The organism is Pseudomonas kurunegalensis (genome assembly GCF_030291635.1).
Taxonomy (GTDB): Bacteria; Pseudomonadota; Gammaproteobacteria; order Pseudomonadales; family Pseudomonadaceae; genus Aquipseudomonas; species Aquipseudomonas monteilii.
Genome location: NZ_CP127871.1, coordinates 323503 through 341615 on the forward strand (window position 1 = coordinate 323503; position 18113 = coordinate 341615).

Consider the following 18113-nt stretch of genomic DNA (forward strand, 5'->3'; position numbering starts at 1 on the left):
GTTTTTTCGGGGGTTCCAGAGATTTTGAAAGCTTTCTATGGAACCTTGAATGGTGCCGGCACCAGGAATCGAACCCGGGACCTACTGATTACAAGTCAGTTGCTCTACCATCTGAGCTATACCGGCAATGGGGCGTCATTATAACGATCGTTTGGCGCCTGTAAACCACTTCGTTGCGAATGTTCGCAAAAGACCTAAGTCACCGGCCCAAAAGGAGAATTTTCCTACCAGCCGCGGTGGATCGTGGTAACGCTCGGCTCGCTTTTGCCCGGGTTGAAGAACAGCTTGTCGTTGTCGCAGCCGCGCTTGCGGCAAGGGCTTTCGGTGCGCAGGGGCAGGCCGTTGTCGCCGCCCAGTTGCATGCCGGGGTGGTTCCAGCCCAGGTTGCTGTTGGCGTGGGGTGCGGTGCCGCTGGCACAGCCGGTCAGGGCCAGGGCGAGGGTCAGCAAGGCGAGGGGTTTGGCTTGGGTCACGATGGTCAGGTCCGTTGGTCCACTGTCGGTTCTGGCGCAACGCCAGAAGGTCGCGGGGCTGGCGGGCAGCGCGCGACGTCACTTTTTAATGATTTGGGGGAGGGATCATACACGGTTGCGAGGGTGGGGTATTAGCCTTGTGTTGCCTGTCAGGGCCTTTTCGCGGGTGAGCCCGTTCCCGCAAGGGCCGCGTAAGCGGCTGCGATCTGTGTAAGGTAATTCTGAACCATGGGGCCAGGCGCTTCAGGGTTTGGCTGCTTAGGAAGTATCCTACGCGCGCCGCCGAAGTATCGCTGTTGTCGGGGAAGTGGCTCACGGATACCGTTTTCGGGTCGCTCTGGCGACCGGGTGTGAGAACCCGACGTTGAACGTATCGGCTGCGTAATGGCGACCGTGCGCGGGCAGACCTTGGTCTGGCCGGGCTTCCTATGTTCACTCGGTTTCTCACCTCGTGCACGGTTGCCGCCTTTGTTCCGTGAGAAAGAATGAACACGGCAACTCCTCTGAACTAGGGAGTTTGAAAATTGAAAACGATCGATACTGATCCCGGCAGCCCCAAGCCAATCACCACCGCAGGCGTGGAAACCTTCCTCGCAGCCGGTAACCCCTCCCTCAACTTGCTACGCGTAGAGCCCGGCATCCCGGTCGATGCGGCCTATGAGCATGTTTCGATCCTGATGGGCTACATCAAGCATCTGGTGCGCGAGGGGGATATGGAGGATGACCATAAATTCCTGGGGGCGGCTGATTACTTGTGCGATATGGCCAAGGCGCTGATGAACGATATCGAGATTGCCAAGAATAAATCGCATTGAAAATGTGAGATCGCCGGGGCCGCTTTGCGGCCCTTTCGCGACGCAAGGCCGCTCCCACAAATGACCCCGCAGACGCCTCTTGCGCAAACCACAAGAAATGTTTATGCACAAGTGGCATTGACAGCTTGCGCGAAAGGCATGCCGGATTGCTGCGCCGCCGGTCTTTGCGCAAACGCCTGTTTTTACTGGGCTTGACGCACAAGCAGGAATAAGCCAAGCGCTAGAAATAGCGTTGGGATCCAACAGGTAATCACAAGCTTGTTCACAGACTTATCCACAGGTTGTGCTGCGGCTAACGGTCGCGTTCCGCGAGGATGAGCAGGTTGCGCGGAGTCAGAGGGTAGTCGCAGAAAAGGCCCAGGCGCACCTCAAAGCCTTGTTCTTCGAGGAACAGGGCGCGATCGAGCACCAGCCACAACTCCAATGGCCGACGGAACAGGTTGCGCACGCGCTCCAGGTTGCGTACTTCGGCCAGGCGTTGCCAGCCGGCGGCTTCCAGAGCGGCCCAGTCCGGGTTGCCATTCAAGGGCAGTTGCTTGAGTTCGGCCAGGTCGCGGCAGTACTGCTCGAAGGGCTTTTCCAGCCAGGCTACCGGCAGCGACGGTGTTGGCAGGTATTCATCGCGCTGGCGCTGCTGGCGTTGTAGCAGGTCGAAGCCCAGGCGCCGGGCCATCGAGGTGTCACGTTGGCGCCTTACGCGGGCCCCGGCGGTAACGGTTTCGCTCAGGGGCAGGCCCAGATCGTCCAGCGACAGCTGCAGGCCGGACGCTTGCGCGGCTGTGGATAACGGCTGGTATTGCTGCACTGCAATGCGGTTGTAGCAGCAGGGGGCTATCGCCAATTGCCGGCAACCTTGCTGGCTGGCCAGTTGCATCAGGCGTACATGCAGGTCGCCGCAGGCGTGCAGGGCTACCACGCTTTTGTCGCCTGCCAGGTGGCGGGCGCTGTCGCTGGCCATTACATCCTGATGCAGATGTTGCGCTGGCAAGTGGTGGTGCGCACTCAGGGCCTGGCCGGCGGCGACCAGTTCGGCATCGTACTCCAGGCAGGTCAGTTGCTGGCCGGGTTGCAGCAGGCGGCGGCCGAGGTGGCCTTTGCCGGAGCACCAGTCCAGCCAGTGGCGGGGCTGGTGGTGGAAGGCCAGGTGGCTGGCGAAGGCTTCGATCTGCTGCCATTTGCGGCCGGGGACGGCGACGTCCAGGCGGTGGGCCGCGAGGGGCAGGTCGGTTTGCGGCAGGCTGCCGAGGGCGGCGAGCTGTTGGGCTTGCTGGGCCAGTTGCGGGAACGGGGCCGGCAAGGCGTCAGCGGGGCATTCGGTGTCGGCGTCGGCCAGCGAACATTGGCGCAGGTGGGTGGCCAGTTCGGGGTGGGTGGTTTCCCAGTCCAGCTGCAGGGTGGTGAAGGGGCGGGGTTTCCACAGCTGTTGGTGCTCGATCAGGAACTGGTCGAGGGCCTGGAAGCGGGGGCTTAGGTGGTGGCTGTGAAGGTGGCTGGGCATGGGAGGATGTGTGTTGGGATTGAGGGCCTCATCGCGGGCAAGCCCGCTCCTACAGGGATTTATATAGCCTGTAGGAGCGGGTTTACCCGCGAAATGGCCAGTATGGTCTCAGCGACCCTGGCAGGCATCCACGCGCAACCAGCGCTCCAGCAGCTTGAAGCCTTGCACCAGCAGGAACGAGATCACCAGGTAGAACACGCCAGCAGCAAAGAAGATCTCCACCGGCAAGTAGGTGCGGGCGATGATGGTACGGGCCATGCCGGTCAGTTCCAGCAGGGTCACGGTACTGGCCAAGGCACTGGCCTTGAGCATCAGGATCACTTCGTTGCTGTACGCCGGCAGGCCGATGCGCGCAGCGCGCGGCAGCATGATGTAGAACAGTGCCTTGCCCCGCGACATGCCCAGCGCCCGTGCCGCCTCGATCTCACCTTTAGGGATCGATTGCAGCGCGCCGCGCAGGATCTCGGCGATGTACGCGGCGGTGTGCAGGGTCATGGTCAGCACGGTGCACCAGAACGGATCGCGCAGGTACGGCCACAGCGAGCTGGAGCGCACGGCATCGAACTGCGCCAGCCCGTAGTAGACCAGGAACAGCTGCACCAGCAGCGGCGTGCCGCGGAAGAAGAAGATGTAGCTAAACGGCACAGCGCGCACGTACCAGTGGCGCGAGGAGCGGGCGATGCCCAGCGGGATGGCCAGGATCAACCCGGCAACCACCGCAATGGCCACCAGCTCCAGGGTCAGGACCGCGCCCTCGGCCAGGCGTGGCAGCCATTTGAAGATGACTTCCCAATTCATTATTCAGCCCTCGCAAAGCCGCGAGCGGCGCGTTTTTCCATGAAGTGCATGCCGGTCATGGCGATGACGGTCAGGCTCAGGTAGATGCAGGCCGCCACCATGTAGAAGGTGAACGGTTCCTTGGTCACGGTCACGCCGATTTGTGCGTGGCGCATGATTTCTTCCAGGCCGATCACCGACACCAGCGCGGTGTCCTTCATCAGGATCATGAACAGGTTGCCAAGGCCGGGCAGGGCGATGCGCCACATCTGCGGCAGGATGATCCGCGAGAGGATGCGGCCCTTGGACAGGCCCAGTGCCAGGCCCGCTTCACGGTGGCCCTTGGGGATTGCCAGGATGGCGCCACGAAACACTTCGGTGGCGTAGGCGCCGAAACACAGGCCCAGGGCGATCACGCCCGCAGCAAAGGCGCTCAGCTCAAGGCCCGGCATGTTCAAGGCCTCGCCGAGGGCGTTCATCAACCCGACGGTGCCGAAATAGATAAGCAGAACCCACAGCAGTTCGGGCACGCCACGAACCAGGGTCGAGTAGAAACCGCCAAGCCATTGCAACGGCTTGATCGCGGAGGTTTTGGCCAGGGCGCCGAGCAGGCCCAGCACCAGCCCCAGCAGCAAGGCGCAGAGCGCCAGTTTTACGGTCATCAGGGTGCCGGCCATCATGGCCGGACCGAATCCGTGCAGGTCGATATTCATGGGCAGGTCATATTAGGGACTGGCGCGCCACGGGGGCGCGCCGGTCAGGGCGGGTCATTCGATGCTGAACGGGAAGTACTTGTCGTTGATCTTCTTGTACGTGCCGTCGGCTTTGATTTCGGCCAGGGCTTTGTTCAGGTCGTCGCGCAGCTTGGTGTCACCTTTGCGCACGGCAATGCCGATCTTGTCGCTGTCCATCACCGGCTCGCCCTTGAACTCGAAGTTCGAGCCGTCTTTGCTCTTCAGCCACTCGTACTGCACGTACTTGTCGGCCAAGATGCCGTCGATGCGGCCGGACACCAGGTCCAGGTAGGCGTTTTCCTGGGTGTCGTACAGCTTGATGTCGACGCCTTTGAAGTTGTCTTCCAGGTAGGTACCGGCCAGGGTGGCGCGCTGGGTGCCGATGACCTTGCCCTTCAACGACTCTTTGTCAGTCTTGAAGTCGACGTTTTTCGGCGCAATGAACTGCAGCTTGTTGGAGTAGTACGGCTCGGTGAAGTCCACGGCCTGCTTGCGCTCGTCGGTGATCGACAGCGATGACACCAGGAAGTCGAACTTCTTGGCGTTCAGGGCCGGGATGATGCCGTCCCAGTCGGAGGTGACGACCGAGCACTCGACTTTCATCTTGGCGCACAGGGCGTCGCCGATGTCTTTGTCGAAGCCGACCACGTTACCGCTGGCGTCCTTGTTGTTGAACGGTGGGTAGGCGGCTTCGATGCCCATGCGCAGTTTTTCTGCGGCCATGGCGTTTGCCGACATCACCAGCGTGGCAGCAGCTGCCAGGAGGAACTTCTTGTAAGTGTGCATGTATTGCTCCGTTAGCGGTGGCTGGACATGAATTGCTTGCAACGCGCCGAGGTCGGGTTTTCGAAGACCTGTTGCGGCGATCCCTGCTCTTCTACCAGGCCCTGGTGCAGGAAGACGACTTCACTGGACACATGGCGGGCAAAGCTCATCTCGTGCGTTACCAGCAGCATGGTACGGCCTTCTTCGGCCAGTGCGCGGATAACGTTAAGCACTTCCTGGACCATTTCCGGATCGAGTGCCGAGGTTGGCTCGTCGAACAGGATGACCTTGGGCTTCATGGCCAGGGTACGGGCAATGGCGGCGCGCTGTTGCTGGCCACCGGAAAGCTGGGCGGGGTAGCTGTGGCGTTTGTCGTAGATGCCAACCTTGTTCAGCAGCGCTTCGGCGGCCTCGATGGCCTCGGCCTTGCTCTGGCCGAGCACGCGGCGTGGCGCCTCGATGATGTTGTCGAGGATCGACATGTGCGGCCACAGGTTGAAGTTCTGGAAGACAAAGCCGATTTCGCTACGCAGGCGGTTGATCTGGCGGTTGTCGGCTGCGATCAGGTCGCCGTTCTTGGCGGCCTTGAGCTTGAGGGCTTCGCCGGCAACCAGGATTTCGCCCTGGTGCGGGTTCTCGAGCAGGTTGATGCAACGCAGCAGGGTGGACTTGCCGGAGCCGGACGACCCCAGGATGGAGATCACGTCACCGTCGCGAGCGGTCAGCGAAATACCCTTGAGAATTTCCTGCTCGCCGTAGCGTTTGTGCAGATTGCGGATTTCCAGCGCGGGCGTGGCCTGAGCCATGTGCGGTCCTCATGTGTTCGGGTGCGTTCCCAGCTGTTGGCGGCCTTCCTGGCGTGCGCCAAGCTAGCATAGCGACATTATGACGGCCAACAGGGTCGCCGGGGACTGTAGGCAATGGTGGGGCAGTTTGTCGCATCGCTACAGCGTAACGTCGCGCAGATGTCCGCGAAGGTGTCGCCCAGCACCAGAGCCTTGATGAAAAAAGGCGCGATGGTGCCAGCTTTGGCCCGCTCATGGAAGCGGTTTTGGCCCTTTCAAGGGGTAAACCCTACCTTCAGCTAGCAGGAGCGGGTTTACCCGCGAAGGCGTCATGTGCTCATCAGGTTGTACCCGTGGGTTGCACTTTTTTTGCATTGCGGCGGTGCACAGGTGTTACCGGGGAGCACCTTTGGTGCGTTTGTAAGTGGGTATTTCAGTAATCCGATGATTTGGCGCCCTTTCGGTCAAGGTGTGGCCGAAAGCCCTCCAAACCTTGTCCTAAGAGGCCTGCGGAATTTTCTGACGAATGCATTCAGCACATGGCGCGCTTATTGCCAGTAGGAAACCGCCGATTGCAGCGACGCCTAGGTCAACCCTTGGCGCGCTCCGTACCCGCAGTCGGAGTGGTCCACTCCTTACAAAGGTAGTTTCAATGAGCGGTAACAATTCCAATGACCTCGCTCAGGGGCTCAAACAACGGCATGTCACCATGCTGTCCATCGCTGGCGTCATCGGTGCCGGCCTGTTCGTAGGCTCCGGCCACGCCATCGCAGCGGCCGGCCCGGCCGTGCTGCTGGCTTATGCCGCTGCCGGTACGCTGGTCGTGCTGGTGATGCGCATGCTGGGTGAAATGGCGGTCGCTTCGCCAGACACCGGTTCGTTCTCTACATATGCCGACCGCGCCATCGGGCGTTGGGCCGGTTTCACCATTGGCTGGCTGTACTGGTGGTTCTGGGTGCTGGTGATTCCGCTGGAGGCCAACGCCGCCGCCGCCATCCTGCATGCCTGGTTCCCTGCGGTCGACCTGTGGGCGTTCTCCCTCATCATTACCCTGGCGCTGACCCTGACCAACCTGTGCAGCGTGAAGAACTACGGCGAGTTCGAGTTCTGGTTCGCCCTGCTCAAGGTGCTGGCGATCATCGGCTTCATCGCCGTGGGTTGTGCTGCCATGTTCGGCTTCGTGCCAAGCAGCCAGGTGAGCGGTGCCAGCCACCTGTTCGATACCCAAGGCTTCATGCCCAATGGTCTGGGCGCGGTGCTGGCAGCCATGCTGACCACCATGTTCTCGTTCATGGGTACTGAGATTGTCACCATCGCCGCTGCCGAGTCGAAGGACCCGGGCAAGCAGATCAGCCGCGCCACCAACTCGGTGATCTGGCGTATCTGCCTGTTCTACCTGGTGTCGATCTTCCTGGTCGTGGCCCTGGTGCCGTGGAACGACCCGGCCCTGGCCGAGACCGGTTCCTACCAGACCGTGCTGAGCCGCATCGGCGTGCCGAATGCCAAGCTGATCGTCGACATCGTCGTGCTGATTGCCGTGACCAGCTGCCTGAACTCGGCGCTGTACACTTCTTCGCGCATGCTGTTCTCGCTGAGCAAGCGTGGCGACGCCCCGGCCATTGCCCAGCGCACCACCAAGTCGGCGACCCCGCATGTGGCGGTATTGCTGTCCACTGCAGCGGCGTTCCTCTGTGTGTTCGCCAACTTCGTGGCACCGGCTCAGGTGTTCGAGTTCCTGCTGGCCAGCTCGGGTGCCATTGCGCTGCTGGTGTACCTGGTGATTGCCGTGTCGCAACTGCGCATGCGTGCCCAGCGTGAAGCCCGCGGTGAGAAGATTACCTTCAAGATGTGGCTGTTCCCGGGCCTGACCTGGGCGACCATTGCCTTCATCGTTGCCATTCTGGTGGTGATGGCGCTGCGTGAAGACCACCGTGCGGAGATCATCGCGACTGCGCTGCTGAGCATTGGTGTGGTGGCGGCTGGCTTGCTGGTGCACCGCAAGCGTGAAGCTGCCGGGCGGGTGGCGCTGGATAACTGATCCGCGCTGGCTGTAACGAAAAGGCCGCGCCTTGTGTAGGGCGCGGCCTTTTTTGTTGCCTGTGCCGGCCTCTTCGCGGGTAAACCCGCTCCCACAGGTTCACCATCGGCCTCGGTGTCGGCGGGGTCTCTGTGGGAGCGGGTTTACCCGCGAAAGGGCCGGAACAGGTTATATAGCTCGATCAACCAAACTGCTTCTGCTGTTGCTGCTGTTTGGCCACAAGTTCGGACGCGGCAATGTAGGCCTCCTGGAACTCATCGCTCTCCAGCCAGGCCATGGTGGCCTCTTCATCAGCGCCGTCCAGCCATTTGCGGTAGGCGTTGAACACCAGCACGATGTAGTCGGTGGCGTGTTCTTCCTTGTGCCCCTTGAGCACCAAGGCCAGCAGCGGGTCTACCAGGAACACCGAGATCATCGGTACCAGGCCGCCTTCCTGGGCTTCCTTCATTTTCTTGAACATCGCGTCGTAGCTGCCCGACTCCATGGCCTTGTTGTACACCTGCTCGACGCTGGCGCTGTCGCCGGCACTGGCCTTTACCGCCTGGCCGCTGCGTACCATGCGGTTCTGCTTGGCCTTGCTGGCGGCGCGCTTGGCGCGTTTCTGTTGCTTGGTAGGGGTGGCCATGGGGCAAGTCCTGGGGTTGTCTGAAAGTGCGCGTATTGAAGCGCAATTACCCGAGAAACCCAAGCTGTGTGGTAGCGCTGCGCAGGCTGGCGGGATCTGACATGGAGGCGCATCCAGATTATGTCGGCCAGGTGGGCGCTATAGCTTCTCTCTCGCTGTAGCCCAGCCCTACGCCATGTCGGCGTTTGGAAAATGCGCAAGTGTGCGCTGAGAGGAAGAGCCATGAAGCATTACTATCTTGTAACCCTGTACGGCTATGACGAAGAGGGAGACCTTTACTTTCCGACTGTGTTCGTCAAGTGCAATCAGCAGCTGATCACGAAGGCTGACTTGATTGCATGTATCGAGGATGGCAAAAAGCACGGTGAGCTTCAGTTGCACACAATCGCCTACATGGGGCACATGACCGAGGACGCTTTCGAGCACCTTCGCTCCGCCGCGTAAGCGGCGGCCCGCAGCCCTTTTCCGGGCTGCGGGTTGAGCTTCAGGCTGCTGGCTGAGCCCCCTCGTCTTCTTCGAAACCTCGCGAGGCCCGGCCAACCAGCAGCGGGTCGGGAGCATGTGCTACGTGAGGGTCTTTGCCTGGATAGTCCAGTGCATGCAGAAAGTGGCGGATGCAGTTGATCCGTGCACGCTTCTTGTCATCGGACTTGATCACTGTCCACGGCGCATCGGCGGTGTCGGTATGGAAGAACATCGCTTCCTTGGCGCCGGTGTAATCATCCCACTTGTCCAGTGACTTGATATCGATGGGCGACAGCTTCCAGTGCTTGAGCGGGTCGTCACGGCGCGAAATGAAGCGGCGCAGTTGCTCTTCGCGGTTCACCGAGAACCAGTACTTGAACAGCAAGATGCCGCTGTTGCACAGCATGCGCTCCAGGTCCGGAGCTTGGCGCATGAACTCCAGGTACTGCAGCGGCGTGCAGAATTCCATCACCTTCTCGACCCCGGCGCGGTTGTACCAGGAGCGGTCGAAGAACACCATTTCGCCTGCGGTGGGCAGGTGCTGGATGTAACGCTGGAAATACCACTGGCCCTGTTCCTGTTCGGAGGGCTTCTCCAGTGCAACGATGCGTGCGCCGCGTGGGTTGAGGTGCTCCATGAAGCGCTTGATGGTGCCGCCCTTGCCTGCGGCATCGCGCCCTTCGAACAGGATCACCACACGCTGGCCGGTTTCCTTCACCCAGCTTTGCACCTTCAGCAACTCGATCTGCAGCGCGTGCTTGGCTTTTTCGTAGTTCTGGCGTCGCAGGCGGGTGCGGTAGGGGTAGCTCGCCGGCAGGCGCGCCGAGGTGCTGTCTTCGTTGCTGCCCTTGGGGGCGGTGGCCACTTCCAGTGCGGCGGGTTGCTGGCTGATGTTGGTGATCGTCGGTTCCGGCTTGCGCTGGCGTGGGCGCCGGGAGCGGACTGGATTGATGGCAGGTTCGCTGGGGGCGGGGAGCAGGAGGGGAGATTCTTCGCTCATGGAGGTCCTTGCTGATCGATTCGGATGTCCATCCAGCACTTTAGGGCTCGGCGAATGATGGCCATTTGATGCTGGTCAACTGCGTGCCCATATACAGTTTGAAACAGCTACAAATTGGCTGTAGTGTGAACTGCGGTTTACATTTCCCCATGCGGATCGACTATGGTCCGGGCTATCGGGTGTATTTCGTTCAGCGAGGTTATGAAGTGATCATCCTGCTGGCCGGTGACGATAAAGCCAGCCAGGCCAGAGATATCAAATCTGCACTCAAGCTGGCTCGCGACCTCTAGGAGGCCACCATGACAGACATCAAGTTGAGCAAATGGGACGCTGCGGACCATTTGAAAACAGAAGAGGACATGGCCTTGTACCTTGAAGCCTGCCTGGAAGAGAACGACCCAGCGCTGCTCGCAGCTGCCTTGGGTGATATCGCTCGTGCCCGTGGCATGGCTCAACTGGCGCGTGACACCGGGCTTACGCGGGAAGGCTTGTACAAGGCGTTGTCTGCTGAAGGTAACCCAAGCCTGGCGACCATCATGAAAGTCATGGCGGCGCTTGGGGTGAGGTTGCACGCTGAGGTGCTGCCACGCTCGGTGGGGTAAAGCCTGCTATTGGGTTTGGCAGCAGCATCACTTGGCTGCCGAACCTCAGCAAAAACTGCAGACAACAAAAAACCCGCACTAGGCGGGTTTCTTGTTGTCGCTTCGGGTAACTTTGCAACCACCAGAAGCTTGAAGGTGGTGCCCAGAGACGGAGTCGAACCGCCGACACGAGGATTTTCAATCCTCTGCTCTACCGACTGAGCTATCTGGGCGACGAGGTGAATTAAATAGATTTCCGGACCGCTCGTCAACGACTTTTTGAAAAAATTTTAAATTAATTCCGTCGCTTACGATTTTTGGGGTCATTCGGCCGGTGGAACGTAGCCTTCCGCCTGCGCGTATTCTTCGCCGGCGAAAAACTTGTCCATCTCGGCCTGGAGGAATTTGCGGTCCTCGGCGTTCATCATGTTCAGGCGCTTTTCGTTGATCAGCATGGTCTGGTGCTTCTGCCAGTCGGCCCAGGCCTTCTGCGAGATGTGTTCGAAGATGTCCTGGCCCTTGGCGCCTGGGTAGGGCGGGCGCTCCAGGCCTGGCAGTTCTTCTTGGTACTTGCGGCACATCACGGTGCGGGTCATCGGGCGTCTCCTGCAATCAGTTCGTCGGCCGCGCGTTTAAGCAGCTTTTTCACCGGGGCGGCAAGGCCCAGGCGCGGCGGGGTGGCGAGGTTATACCAGAGCCAGTCGGCCTCGGCCATGTGCTGGCCGACCGGGTCGACACGGACAAGCCAAGGCTCGATGGCCAGCTGAAAGTGGCTGAAGGTGTGGGTCAGGCCGTCCATGGCGCGGCTGTCAGCCAGGCGCAGGCCGTGCTGGTAGGCCAGGTCATCGAGCTGGGCGATGTCGTCCAGTTCCGGCAGGCTCCACAACCCTCCCCACAGCCCGCTGGAGGGGCGGCGGTAAAGCAGGATGGCGCCTTCGGGGTTGGCCAGCAGTGGCATCAGCGTGCGCCGCTGCGGCAGCGCCTTGCGCGGCTTGGGCTCGGGGTAGCGGGTTTCTTCACCGTGCAGGTGCGCTTCGCAGCCGCGCTGCAGCGGGCAGATCAGGCAGCTGGGCTTGCTGCGCGTGCACAGCGTGGCGCCCATGTCCATCATCGCCTGGGTGTAGTGGTTGGCGCGCTGGTGCGGGGTAAAGCGCTCGGCCGTGGCCCACAGCTGGTTGGCCACCTTGGGTTCGCCGGGGTAGCCCGCCTGGGCGGTGTAGCGGGCCAGTACGCGCTTGACGTTGCCATCCAGAATCGGCGCCCGAATGCCCATGCTGATGCTGGCGATGGCGCCTGCGGTGGAGCGGCCGATGCCGGGCAGCTCGGTGAGCTGCTCGACACTGCGTGGGAATTCGCCGCCTTGTTGCTCGACGACGATCCTGGCGGCCTTTTGCAGGTTGCGTGCACGGGTGTAGTAGCCCAGCCCCGTCCACAGGTGCAGCACTTCGTCCTCCGGCGCTTCGGCCAGGGCCTGCACGGTCGGCAGGGCCTGCATGAAGCGGTCGAAGTAGTTGAGCACGGTGCTGACCTGGGTCTGCTGCAACATGATTTCCGACACCCACACCCGGTACGGGGTGATGCCCTGTTGCCAGGGCAGGTCGTGCCGGCCGTGCTCGTCATACCAATCCAGCACAGCGCTGGAGAACTGCTCGGGGCTCATCGCTTGAACAGCCCCTTGAGCGCGTCTTTCACTTCCGGGCTCACTTTGTCTCCGAGTTTTTCATCAAGCTTTTCGTCAATCTTGTCTTTCAGGCGGTTGCCGGCCAGCTTGGCCGCGACCTTACCCAGGCCGTTCTGGTCCAGGCGGCAGGCCTTGGCACCAAGTTCCAGCGGGCCACGGCAGCGCAGCGGCACTTCAACGCCAACGTAGCGTTCGTTGACCTGGCAGGCTGGGTCCGGCATGGCACGTTGGTCGCCTTCGACGATCACACCCACGTTGTAGTCCATGCCCAGCACGCGCAGGTCGAGGTCGCCGTTACCGTTCACGGTCAGGCCCGGGATGCGTGCCTTGAGGTCGGGGTTGCTGGCGACGCCATTGCGCACCACCAGGCTACCGCGCAGCTCCTGGAACGGGGTGTCCTTGCCGCGTGGCTCGCCGCTCAGGGTCTTGCGGTTGAGCGTGGCGATGGCCTGGCACAGCTGCTGCTCCAGGTTGGCGTTGACCAGCACGCCATCGTTGATGGTGAAGTTTGCGCTGCCGTTAAGGGTGTCGACCAGTGCCTTCTGGCTGTTGCCGGTGGCGGTCAGATCACTGGTCAGGGTCAGCAGCCCCTTCACAGGGGGTGCCTGTTCCTTGCCTTCGGTCTTGATGAAGTGTTCCACCGGCACCCGCTGGATGTTGGTGTTCACACCCAGTTGCGGGACGGCAGGGCGCACGTCGACCGTGCCCTTGGCTTCGAAGGTGCCGTTGTACAGCTCGCCGCGCAGGGTTTGCAGGGTCAGCAGGCCGCCCTGGCCGATGGCTTTGAGCTGGGCGTCTTCGATTGGCAGTTTGTCCAGGGTCAGCGAACCGAAGGCCAGGTCGGCCTGCAGGTCCAGGGCACGCAGGCGGTCGACGGGCAGCAACTTGTCGTCGCTCCAGGCCACTTGGGTCGGGGCATTTGGCAGTGGCGTGGTGCCCGCACCGGCCACGGCGCTGGCCTCTTGCTGCTTGACCTCGGCCTGGCGTGCAGCGGTGGCGCCCTTGGCTTCTTCGCTCTTGGCGGGGAAGTAGCGGTCGGCGTCAAAGGCATCGCCCTTGAGCTGCAGGCGCAGGGCCTGCTTGGCGAAGTCTTCCACGGCCACGCGGCCGCTGAAGGTGCTGTCGTCCAGCTTCACGGCCAGGTCTTCCAGCGCCAGGCTGTTGGGCGTGCCCTGCAGGCGGGTGACCAGCTCCAGCTTGGCGAAGGCCGCCGGGTCGTTGGTAGCCGGCAGCGGGCGGCCAATGCTGTCGAGGAAGGTGCGCAAGTTGAACTGGGCGATGGACAGGCCGCCGCTCAGTTGTGGCGCCTTGTCCAGGTCACGCAGGTTCAGCTCGCCCAGGGCACGCAGCTGGTTGGCCGAGACTTTCAGGCCGTTCCAGGAGGCGACATTGGCAGCCAGGTCGACCAGCAGCTGGCCTTGGGCGGCGAATGTCACGGTCTTGCCGCCGGTGGGTTCACCCGAGGTTTCGCCCGACAGGCGCATGTCTTCGAAGTTGTAGCGCTTGAGCTTGCGGTCGAAGCGCAGCTCGCCGGCCAGTTCGGTGCGGGCTTTGATGTTCGGCTCGCTGGCGCTGATGAAGGCGCTGGCCTTGAGCGGAATGTTGGCGCCTTCGTGGACCGGGCCCGTGCTTAGCTGGATGCTTTCGGCGCTATAGCTTTGGCCGGTCTTGGCATCGGTGTACTGCACGCGGGCGTTGTTCACGGTCAGGCTGTCGATGTCCAGCTTGACGGCACGCTCGTTGCCTTCGGCAGGTGCCGGCTTCTGTTCAGCGGGTGCCTGAACGGCGGCATTGGCCTGTGCATCGGCAGGGGTGGCGTTTTGCGCGGGCAGCGGCTTGCCGATGTCTTCCCAGTTGCCGTGGCCGTGTTCGTCACGGGCCAGGGTCAGGTTCAGGCCCTCGACGCGCACATCGCTCATCTGCACTTCACGGCGCAGCAGCGGCAGCACACGCACGGACAGGCCGAGCATTTGCAGGTCGGCGAACGGCTCCTTGGGTTTGGCCAGGGTGGCGATGCTGGCCTCATGCAGCTCCAGGCCGAGCCACGGGAACAGGCTCCAGCCGATATCCCCGTCGAGTGTCAGTTCGACGTTAGCCTTGTCGCGTGCCAGCTGGCGAATCTCGTCTTTGTAGTCGTTGGGATCAAAGAGGTGGGTCAGGGCGAAGCCCAGCGCCACGATGATCAGCAGCAACCCGAGAAGCCCCAGTCCCAGGATTTTGCCGAACGCTTTCATGGGCGAGTCCTTGTAGTCCGTTAGTGAAATTCAGGCGGCAGAGTATAACGCCGCAGTGGTTGTCCCTGCGTATTCGACCAGAGATACAGGGCATTTCTTACGCTTGCAGCAGATGGTTCGGCTTTCCACAAGCAAACATGACCGTTTCAGCCGGGCAAAAACTAACGATATCAGACTGCTTTCACGCTACTTGGCTCTGCTACCCTTGCGCCGCTTTGCGAGCACCCTCCCTATAAAAAGGATCAGATCCATGACCAGTACCGTCGCAACCGGCTCTGTGGCCAGTGCGCCTGGCTTCCTGTCGAAGGAGCGCATCATCGCCCGCCCGGGCTTCAACCGCTGGCTGGTCCCGCCAGCCGCCCTGGCCATTCACCTGTGCATCGGCATGGCCTATGGTTTCTCGGTCTTCTGGTTGCCCCTTTCGCAAGCCCTCGGCATCACCGCGCCTGTCACTTGTGCAGCGGACATGGGCTTCATGGCCCGTATGTTCAGCGCCGAATGCGACTGGCCGATCTCGATGCTGAGTTGGGTCTACACCCTGTTCTTTGTTTTCCTGGGTTGCTCGGCGGCCGTGCTGGGCGGCTGGCTGGAGCACGCCGGCCCGCGCAAGGCCGGCCTGGTCTCGGCGCTGTGCTGGTGCGGCGGTATGCTGATCTCGGCCATTGGCGTGAAAACCCACCAGCTGTGGCTGATGTGGCTGGGCTCGGGTGTAATCGGCGGTATCGGCCTGGGGCTGGGCTATATCTCGCCCGTGTCGACGCTGATCAAATGGTTCCCTGACAAACGCGGCATGGCCACCGGCATGGCGATCATGGGCTTCGGCGGCGGTGCCATGGTGGGTGCGCCACTGGCCACTGCGCTGATGGGGCACTTTGGCAATGAGCACGAAGTGGGCGTATGGCAGAGCTTCGTCGCCATGGCGGCGATCTACTTTGTATTCATGACCGCTGGCGCCCTGGCGTACCGCGTGCCGCCGACTGGCTGGAAGCCCGAAGGCTGGGTCGCTCCGGCCAAAAAAGCTGGCAATGCCATGGTCACCGACCGCCATGTGCACGTCAGTGTGGCCTGGAAAACCCCACAATTCGCCTTGATCTGGCTGGTTTTGTGCCTTAACGTGTCGGCCGGCATCGGCATTCTCGGCATGGCATCGCCACTGCTGCAGGAAGTGTTCGCGGGCAAATTGCTGGGCAACGAGCTGACTTTCAGTGAGCTGAATGCGGCTCAGTTGGCGCAGATCGCCGCGATTGCTGCCGGCTTTACTGGCCTGTTGAGCCTGTTCAACATCGGCGGGCGGTTCTTCTGGGCGTCGTTCTCCGACTACATCGGCCGCAAGAACACCTACTTCGCCTTCTTCGCCCTGGGTGTGGGCCTGTACAGCCTGGTGCCGAACATGGGGCACCTGGGTAACGTTGCGCTGTTCGTGGCGGCGTTCTGCATCATCCTTTCAATGTATGGTGGTGGTTTTGCCACGGTGCCGGCCTACCTGGCCGACCTGTTCGGTACGCAGATGGTCGGCGCCATTCATGGTCGCCTACTGACCGCCTGGGCGGCGGCGGGGGTATTGGGGCCTGTGTTGATCACCTACCTGCGCGAATACCAACTGGCGGCGGGGGGCGAGCGTGCGGCGGCCTACGACATGACCCTCTATATCCTCGCCGGCCTGCTGGTGCTGGGCTTTATCTGCAACATGCTGGTGCGGCCGGTGGCCGACAAGCACTTCATGAGCGATGCCGAACTGGCGGCCGAGCGAGCGTTGAGCCATGACAAAGGGGCCGACGGTGCACGTTCGCTGGAGTGGAAAGCCGCACCGGGCAGCCTGCCGCTGGTGCTGCTGGCCTGGGCGGTGGTGGTTGTGCCGTTGGCCTGGGGGGTGTGGGTAACCTTGCAGAAGACTGCGGCGCTGTTCCATTGATGTAGTTCTGCCAAGGCCATTGGGGGCGCTTTGCGCCCCTTTCGCGACACAAGGCCGCTCCTACAGGTGAGCGCATGCTTTCAATCCCAGGTTGTATAGACTTGTAGCGGTATCCAGCCCCCGTAATTCCGCGCGTTGCCATATGTCATCCGCGTTTCAAGCTGGCGCGTTCTGGGCCTATAATGGAGCCCTTTTCGCCCAATGATTTTGCGGAGCTGGTGATGGTCGAACGTAAGGCTTCCGTCGAGCGCAATACCCTGGAAACCCAGGTCAAGTGCTCGATCAACCTCGATGGCAGTGGCAAGGCCCGATTCGATATCGGCGTGCCTTTCCTTGAACACATGCTGGACCAGATCGCCCGTCATGGGCTGATCGATCTGGATATCGAGTGCAAGGGTGACACGCATATCGACGATCACCATACCGTCGAAGACGTCGGTATCACCCTGGGCATGGCATTCGCCCAGGCTATCGGTGACAAGAAAGGCATCTTCCGCTACGGCCACGCCTACGTGCCGCTGGACGAAGCATTGTCGCGCGTGGTCATCGACTTCTCCGGCCGCCCAGGCCTGCAGATGCACGTACCGTACACTCGCGCCAGCGTCGGTGGCTTCGATGTCGACCTGTTCCAGGAGTTCTTCCAGGGCTTCGTCAACCACGCCCTGGTCACCCTGCACATCGACAACCTGCGTGGCCACAACACCCACCACCAGATCGAAACCGTGTTCAAGGCTTTCGGCCGCGCCCTGCGCATGGCCGTGACCCTCGACGAGCGCATGGCGGGGCAAATGCCGTCGACCAAAGGGTGCCTGTAAATGCAGACGGTAGCCGTAATCGACTATGGCATGGGCAACCTGCACTCGGTGGCCAAGGCGCTTGAGCATGTCGGCGCCGGCAAGGTGCTGGTCACCAGCGACGCTGCGGTCATCCGTGAAGCTGACCGCGTGGTGTTCCCGGGTGTAGGCGCGATCCGCGACTGCATGGCCGAAATCCGCCGCCTGGGCTTCGACAGCCTGGTGCGCGAAGTGAGCCAGGACCGTCCGTTCCTCGGTATCTGCGTCGGCATGCAGGCACTGCTTGAGCACAGCGAAGAGAACGACGGTGTCGACTGCATCGGCCTGTTCCCTGGCCAGGTGCGCTTCTTCGGCAAAGACCTGAAAGAAGACGGCGAGCACCTGAAGGTGCCGCACATGGGCTGGAACGAAGTGGGCCAGACCATCGACCACCCGCTGTGGCACGACATCCCCGACCGCGCGCGTTTCTACTTCGTGCACAGCTACTACATCAACGCCGGTAAGCCGGGCCAGGTGGTCGGTCGTGGCCATTACGGTGTCGATTTCGCCGCTGCGCTGGCTGATGGCTCGCGCTTTGCCGTGCAGTTCCACCCGGAGAAGAGCCATACCCATGGCCTGCAGCTGCTGCAGAACTTCGTTGCCTGGGACGGTCGCTGGTAAATGAGCAGGTCGAAGACCAAGGCCCCGGTCATCACCCTGGCCCCCGAGCAGGAGCGCGACGCGCTCGACACCCTCAAGCGCTTCCTCGAAGACCGTTTCGAGCTGCAGCTGGGGTCGTTCGAGGTGGCCGAGGTCCTCGAGCTGTTCAGCAAAGAAATTGCACCCCATTACTACAACAGGGCGATTGCCGATGTTCAGCTGCACCTCAAGGAGCGGTTCGAGAGCATCGAAAGTGATCTGTGGGCGCTCGAGAAGCCCTGAAACCCTAAGAACAGA

19 protein-coding genes, 2 tRNA genes and 1 pseudogene are annotated in these 18113 nt (G+C 61.7%); 9 read left to right on the forward strand and 13 right to left on the reverse strand.

Translation table 11 applies throughout. The features are described 5' to 3' along the window. Positions 1-50: 50 nt before the first annotated feature. Both QQ992_RS01305 and QQ992_RS01310 read right to left on the reverse strand, forming a co-directional pair. Positions 51-126, reverse strand: a tRNA-Thr gene (locus QQ992_RS01305). Between the two features lie 98 nt (positions 127-224). Then, the gene (locus QQ992_RS01310; RefSeq protein ID WP_016714488.1) at positions 225-473 is read right to left on the reverse strand and encodes a hypothetical protein; all 249 of its coding nucleotides are present in this window, start codon (positions 471-473) and stop codon (positions 225-227) included. Positions 474-997: 524 nt separating this feature from the next. Between QQ992_RS01310 and QQ992_RS01315 the strand changes: the two genes are divergently transcribed. Beyond that, a complete protein-coding gene (locus QQ992_RS01315) occupies positions 998-1288 on the forward strand; it encodes a DUF3077 domain-containing protein (protein WP_286112006.1) in 291 nt (96 codons plus the stop codon). Between the two features lie 292 nt (positions 1289-1580). On the opposite strand, the gene QQ992_RS01320 is transcribed toward QQ992_RS01315, so the two are convergent. The 5 genes from QQ992_RS01320 to QQ992_RS01340 form a co-directional block, all read right to left on the reverse strand. Then, positions 1581-2786 (reverse strand): methyltransferase, encoded by a 1206-nt coding sequence (locus QQ992_RS01320; protein ID WP_286112007.1) that lies wholly within the window; start codon positions 2784-2786, stop codon positions 1581-1583. A 108-nt stretch (positions 2787-2894) separates the two neighbouring features. After that, positions 2895-3584, reverse strand: coding sequence for an ABC transporter permease (locus tag QQ992_RS01325; RefSeq protein ID WP_016497592.1), 690 nt, complete (start codon positions 3582-3584; stop codon positions 2895-2897). Beyond that, a complete protein-coding gene (locus QQ992_RS01330) occupies positions 3584-4276 on the reverse strand; it encodes an ABC transporter permease (protein WP_119368530.1) in 693 nt (230 codons plus the stop codon). Before QQ992_RS01330 ends, QQ992_RS01325 begins: the two co-directional genes overlap by 1 nt. A 54-nt stretch (positions 4277-4330) precedes the next feature. Beyond that, positions 4331-5083: an ABC transporter substrate-binding protein gene (locus tag QQ992_RS01335; protein WP_011953233.1), complete on the reverse strand. Its 753-nt coding sequence runs from the start codon at positions 5081-5083 to the stop codon at positions 4331-4333. A gap of 11 nt (positions 5084-5094) precedes the next feature. Next, complete coding sequence (locus tag QQ992_RS01340) at positions 5095-5868, reverse strand: ABC transporter ATP-binding protein (RefSeq protein ID WP_003255746.1); 774 nt, start codon at positions 5866-5868, stop codon at positions 5095-5097. Between the two features lie 631 nt (positions 5869-6499). Here QQ992_RS01340 and gabP point away from each other — a divergent pair. Further along, positions 6500-7885: a GABA permease gene (gabP, locus tag QQ992_RS01345; protein ID WP_019096869.1), complete on the forward strand. Its 1386-nt coding sequence runs from the start codon at positions 6500-6502 to the stop codon at positions 7883-7885. Positions 7886-8066: 181 nt separating this feature from the next. Here gabP and QQ992_RS01350 read toward each other — a convergent pair whose 3' ends face one another. After that, positions 8067-8510: a hypothetical protein gene (locus tag QQ992_RS01350; protein WP_286112008.1), complete on the reverse strand. Its 444-nt coding sequence runs from the start codon at positions 8508-8510 to the stop codon at positions 8067-8069. Between the two features lie 222 nt (positions 8511-8732). Between QQ992_RS01350 and QQ992_RS01355 the strand changes: the two genes are divergently transcribed. Further along, on the forward strand, positions 8733-8954 hold the full coding sequence (locus QQ992_RS01355) for a hypothetical protein (RefSeq protein ID WP_286112009.1): 222 nt from the start codon (positions 8733-8735) through the stop codon (positions 8952-8954). Between the two features lie 40 nt (positions 8955-8994). Here QQ992_RS01355 and ppk2 read toward each other — a convergent pair whose 3' ends face one another. Further along, a complete protein-coding gene (gene ppk2, locus QQ992_RS01360) occupies positions 8995-9975 on the reverse strand; it encodes a polyphosphate kinase 2 (protein WP_286112010.1) in 981 nt (326 codons plus the stop codon). 149 nt (positions 9976-10124) lie between these two features. On the opposite strand from ppk2, the pseudogene QQ992_RS27955 reads away from it, so the two are divergent. Then, positions 10125-10265: pseudogene (locus QQ992_RS27955) on the forward strand (type II toxin-antitoxin system RelE/ParE family toxin); the annotation flags it as partial. A 9-nt stretch (positions 10266-10274) separates the two neighbouring features. Then, positions 10275-10577 (forward strand): addiction module antidote protein, encoded by a 303-nt coding sequence (locus tag QQ992_RS01370; RefSeq protein ID WP_119368535.1) that lies wholly within the window; start codon positions 10275-10277, stop codon positions 10575-10577. 136 nt (positions 10578-10713) lie between these two features. Here the strand turns inward: QQ992_RS01370 and QQ992_RS01375 are convergent. From QQ992_RS01375 to QQ992_RS01390, 4 genes are all read right to left on the reverse strand, one after another. Next, a tRNA-Phe gene (locus QQ992_RS01375) sits at positions 10714-10789 on the reverse strand. Positions 10790-10879: 90 nt separating this feature from the next. After that, on the reverse strand, positions 10880-11152 hold the full coding sequence (locus QQ992_RS01380; protein ID WP_003255742.1) for an oxidative damage protection protein: 273 nt from the start codon (positions 11150-11152) through the stop codon (positions 10880-10882). Then, positions 11149-12216 (reverse strand): A/G-specific adenine glycosylase, encoded by a 1068-nt coding sequence (gene mutY / locus QQ992_RS01385; RefSeq protein ID WP_286112012.1) that lies wholly within the window; start codon positions 12214-12216, stop codon positions 11149-11151. The genes QQ992_RS01380 and mutY overlap by 4 nt, the downstream gene beginning before the upstream one ends. Beyond that, positions 12213-14471 (reverse strand): AsmA family protein, encoded by a 2259-nt coding sequence (locus QQ992_RS01390; RefSeq protein ID WP_286112013.1) that lies wholly within the window; start codon positions 14469-14471, stop codon positions 12213-12215. The genes mutY and QQ992_RS01390 overlap by 4 nt, the downstream gene beginning before the upstream one ends. 250 nt (positions 14472-14721) lie before the next feature. On the opposite strand from QQ992_RS01390, the gene QQ992_RS01395 reads away from it, so the two are divergent. The 4 genes from QQ992_RS01395 to QQ992_RS01410 all read left to right on the forward strand — a co-directional run bounded on the left by QQ992_RS01395 (position 14722) and on the right by QQ992_RS01410 (position 18098). Further along, a complete protein-coding gene (locus QQ992_RS01395) occupies positions 14722-16383 on the forward strand; it encodes an OFA family MFS transporter (protein ID WP_286112014.1) in 1662 nt (553 codons plus the stop codon). A 221-nt stretch (positions 16384-16604) separates the two neighbouring features. Beyond that, the gene (hisB, locus tag QQ992_RS01400; protein ID WP_009682881.1) at positions 16605-17198 is read left to right on the forward strand and encodes an imidazoleglycerol-phosphate dehydratase HisB; all 594 of its coding nucleotides are present in this window, start codon (positions 16605-16607) and stop codon (positions 17196-17198) included. Next, positions 17199-17837: an imidazole glycerol phosphate synthase subunit HisH gene (gene hisH, locus QQ992_RS01405; protein ID WP_016714499.1), complete on the forward strand. Its 639-nt coding sequence runs from the start codon at positions 17199-17201 to the stop codon at positions 17835-17837. It abuts the gene before it with no gap. Beyond that, positions 17838-18098 carry a DUF2164 domain-containing protein gene (locus QQ992_RS01410; RefSeq protein WP_016714500.1) on the forward strand — a complete coding sequence of 87 codons (261 nt, stop codon included), beginning with the start codon at positions 17838-17840 and terminating at the stop codon, positions 18096-18098. Positions 18099-18113 lie beyond the last annotated feature (15 nt).

What these genes read in the sequence shown, in the direction of transcription:
- QQ992_RS01320 (WP_286112007.1), bottom strand. Translation starts at nt 2,786, where the DNA reads ATGCCCAGCCACCTTCACAGCCACCACCTAAGCCCCCGCTTCCAGGCC.
- QQ992_RS01325 (WP_016497592.1), bottom strand. Translation starts at nt 3,584, where the DNA reads ATGAATTGGGAAGTCATCTTCAAATGGCTGCCACGCCTGGCCGAGGGC.
- QQ992_RS01330 (WP_119368530.1), bottom strand. Translation starts at nt 4,276, where the DNA reads ATGAATATCGACCTGCACGGATTCGGTCCGGCCATGATGGCCGGCACC.
- QQ992_RS01335 (WP_011953233.1), bottom strand. Translation starts at nt 5,083, where the DNA reads ATGCACACTTACAAGAAGTTCCTCCTGGCAGCTGCTGCCACGCTGGTG.
- QQ992_RS01340 (WP_003255746.1), bottom strand. Translation starts at nt 5,868, where the DNA reads ATGGCTCAGGCCACGCCCGCGCTGGAAATCCGCAATCTGCACAAACGC.
- gabP (WP_019096869.1), top strand. Translation starts at nt 6,500, where the DNA reads ATGAGCGGTAACAATTCCAATGACCTCGCTCAGGGGCTCAAACAACGG.
- QQ992_RS01350 (WP_286112008.1), bottom strand. Translation starts at nt 8,510, where the DNA reads ATGGCCACCCCTACCAAGCAACAGAAACGCGCCAAGCGCGCCGCCAGC.
- QQ992_RS01355 (WP_286112009.1), top strand. Translation starts at nt 8,733, where the DNA reads ATGAAGCATTACTATCTTGTAACCCTGTACGGCTATGACGAAGAGGGA.
- ppk2 (WP_286112010.1), bottom strand. Translation starts at nt 9,975, where the DNA reads ATGAGCGAAGAATCTCCCCTCCTGCTCCCCGCCCCCAGCGAACCTGCC.
- QQ992_RS01370 (WP_119368535.1), top strand. Translation starts at nt 10,275, where the DNA reads ATGACAGACATCAAGTTGAGCAAATGGGACGCTGCGGACCATTTGAAA.
- QQ992_RS01380 (WP_003255742.1), bottom strand. Translation starts at nt 11,152, where the DNA reads ATGACCCGCACCGTGATGTGCCGCAAGTACCAAGAAGAACTGCCAGGC.
- mutY (WP_286112012.1), bottom strand. Translation starts at nt 12,216, where the DNA reads ATGAGCCCCGAGCAGTTCTCCAGCGCTGTGCTGGATTGGTATGACGAG.
- QQ992_RS01390 (WP_286112013.1), bottom strand. Translation starts at nt 14,471, where the DNA reads ATGAAAGCGTTCGGCAAAATCCTGGGACTGGGGCTTCTCGGGTTGCTG.
- QQ992_RS01395 (WP_286112014.1), top strand. Translation starts at nt 14,722, where the DNA reads ATGACCAGTACCGTCGCAACCGGCTCTGTGGCCAGTGCGCCTGGCTTC.
- hisB (WP_009682881.1), top strand. Translation starts at nt 16,605, where the DNA reads ATGGTCGAACGTAAGGCTTCCGTCGAGCGCAATACCCTGGAAACCCAG.
- hisH (WP_016714499.1), top strand. Translation starts at nt 17,199, where the DNA reads ATGCAGACGGTAGCCGTAATCGACTATGGCATGGGCAACCTGCACTCG.
- QQ992_RS01410 (WP_016714500.1), top strand. Translation starts at nt 17,838, where the DNA reads ATGAGCAGGTCGAAGACCAAGGCCCCGGTCATCACCCTGGCCCCCGAG.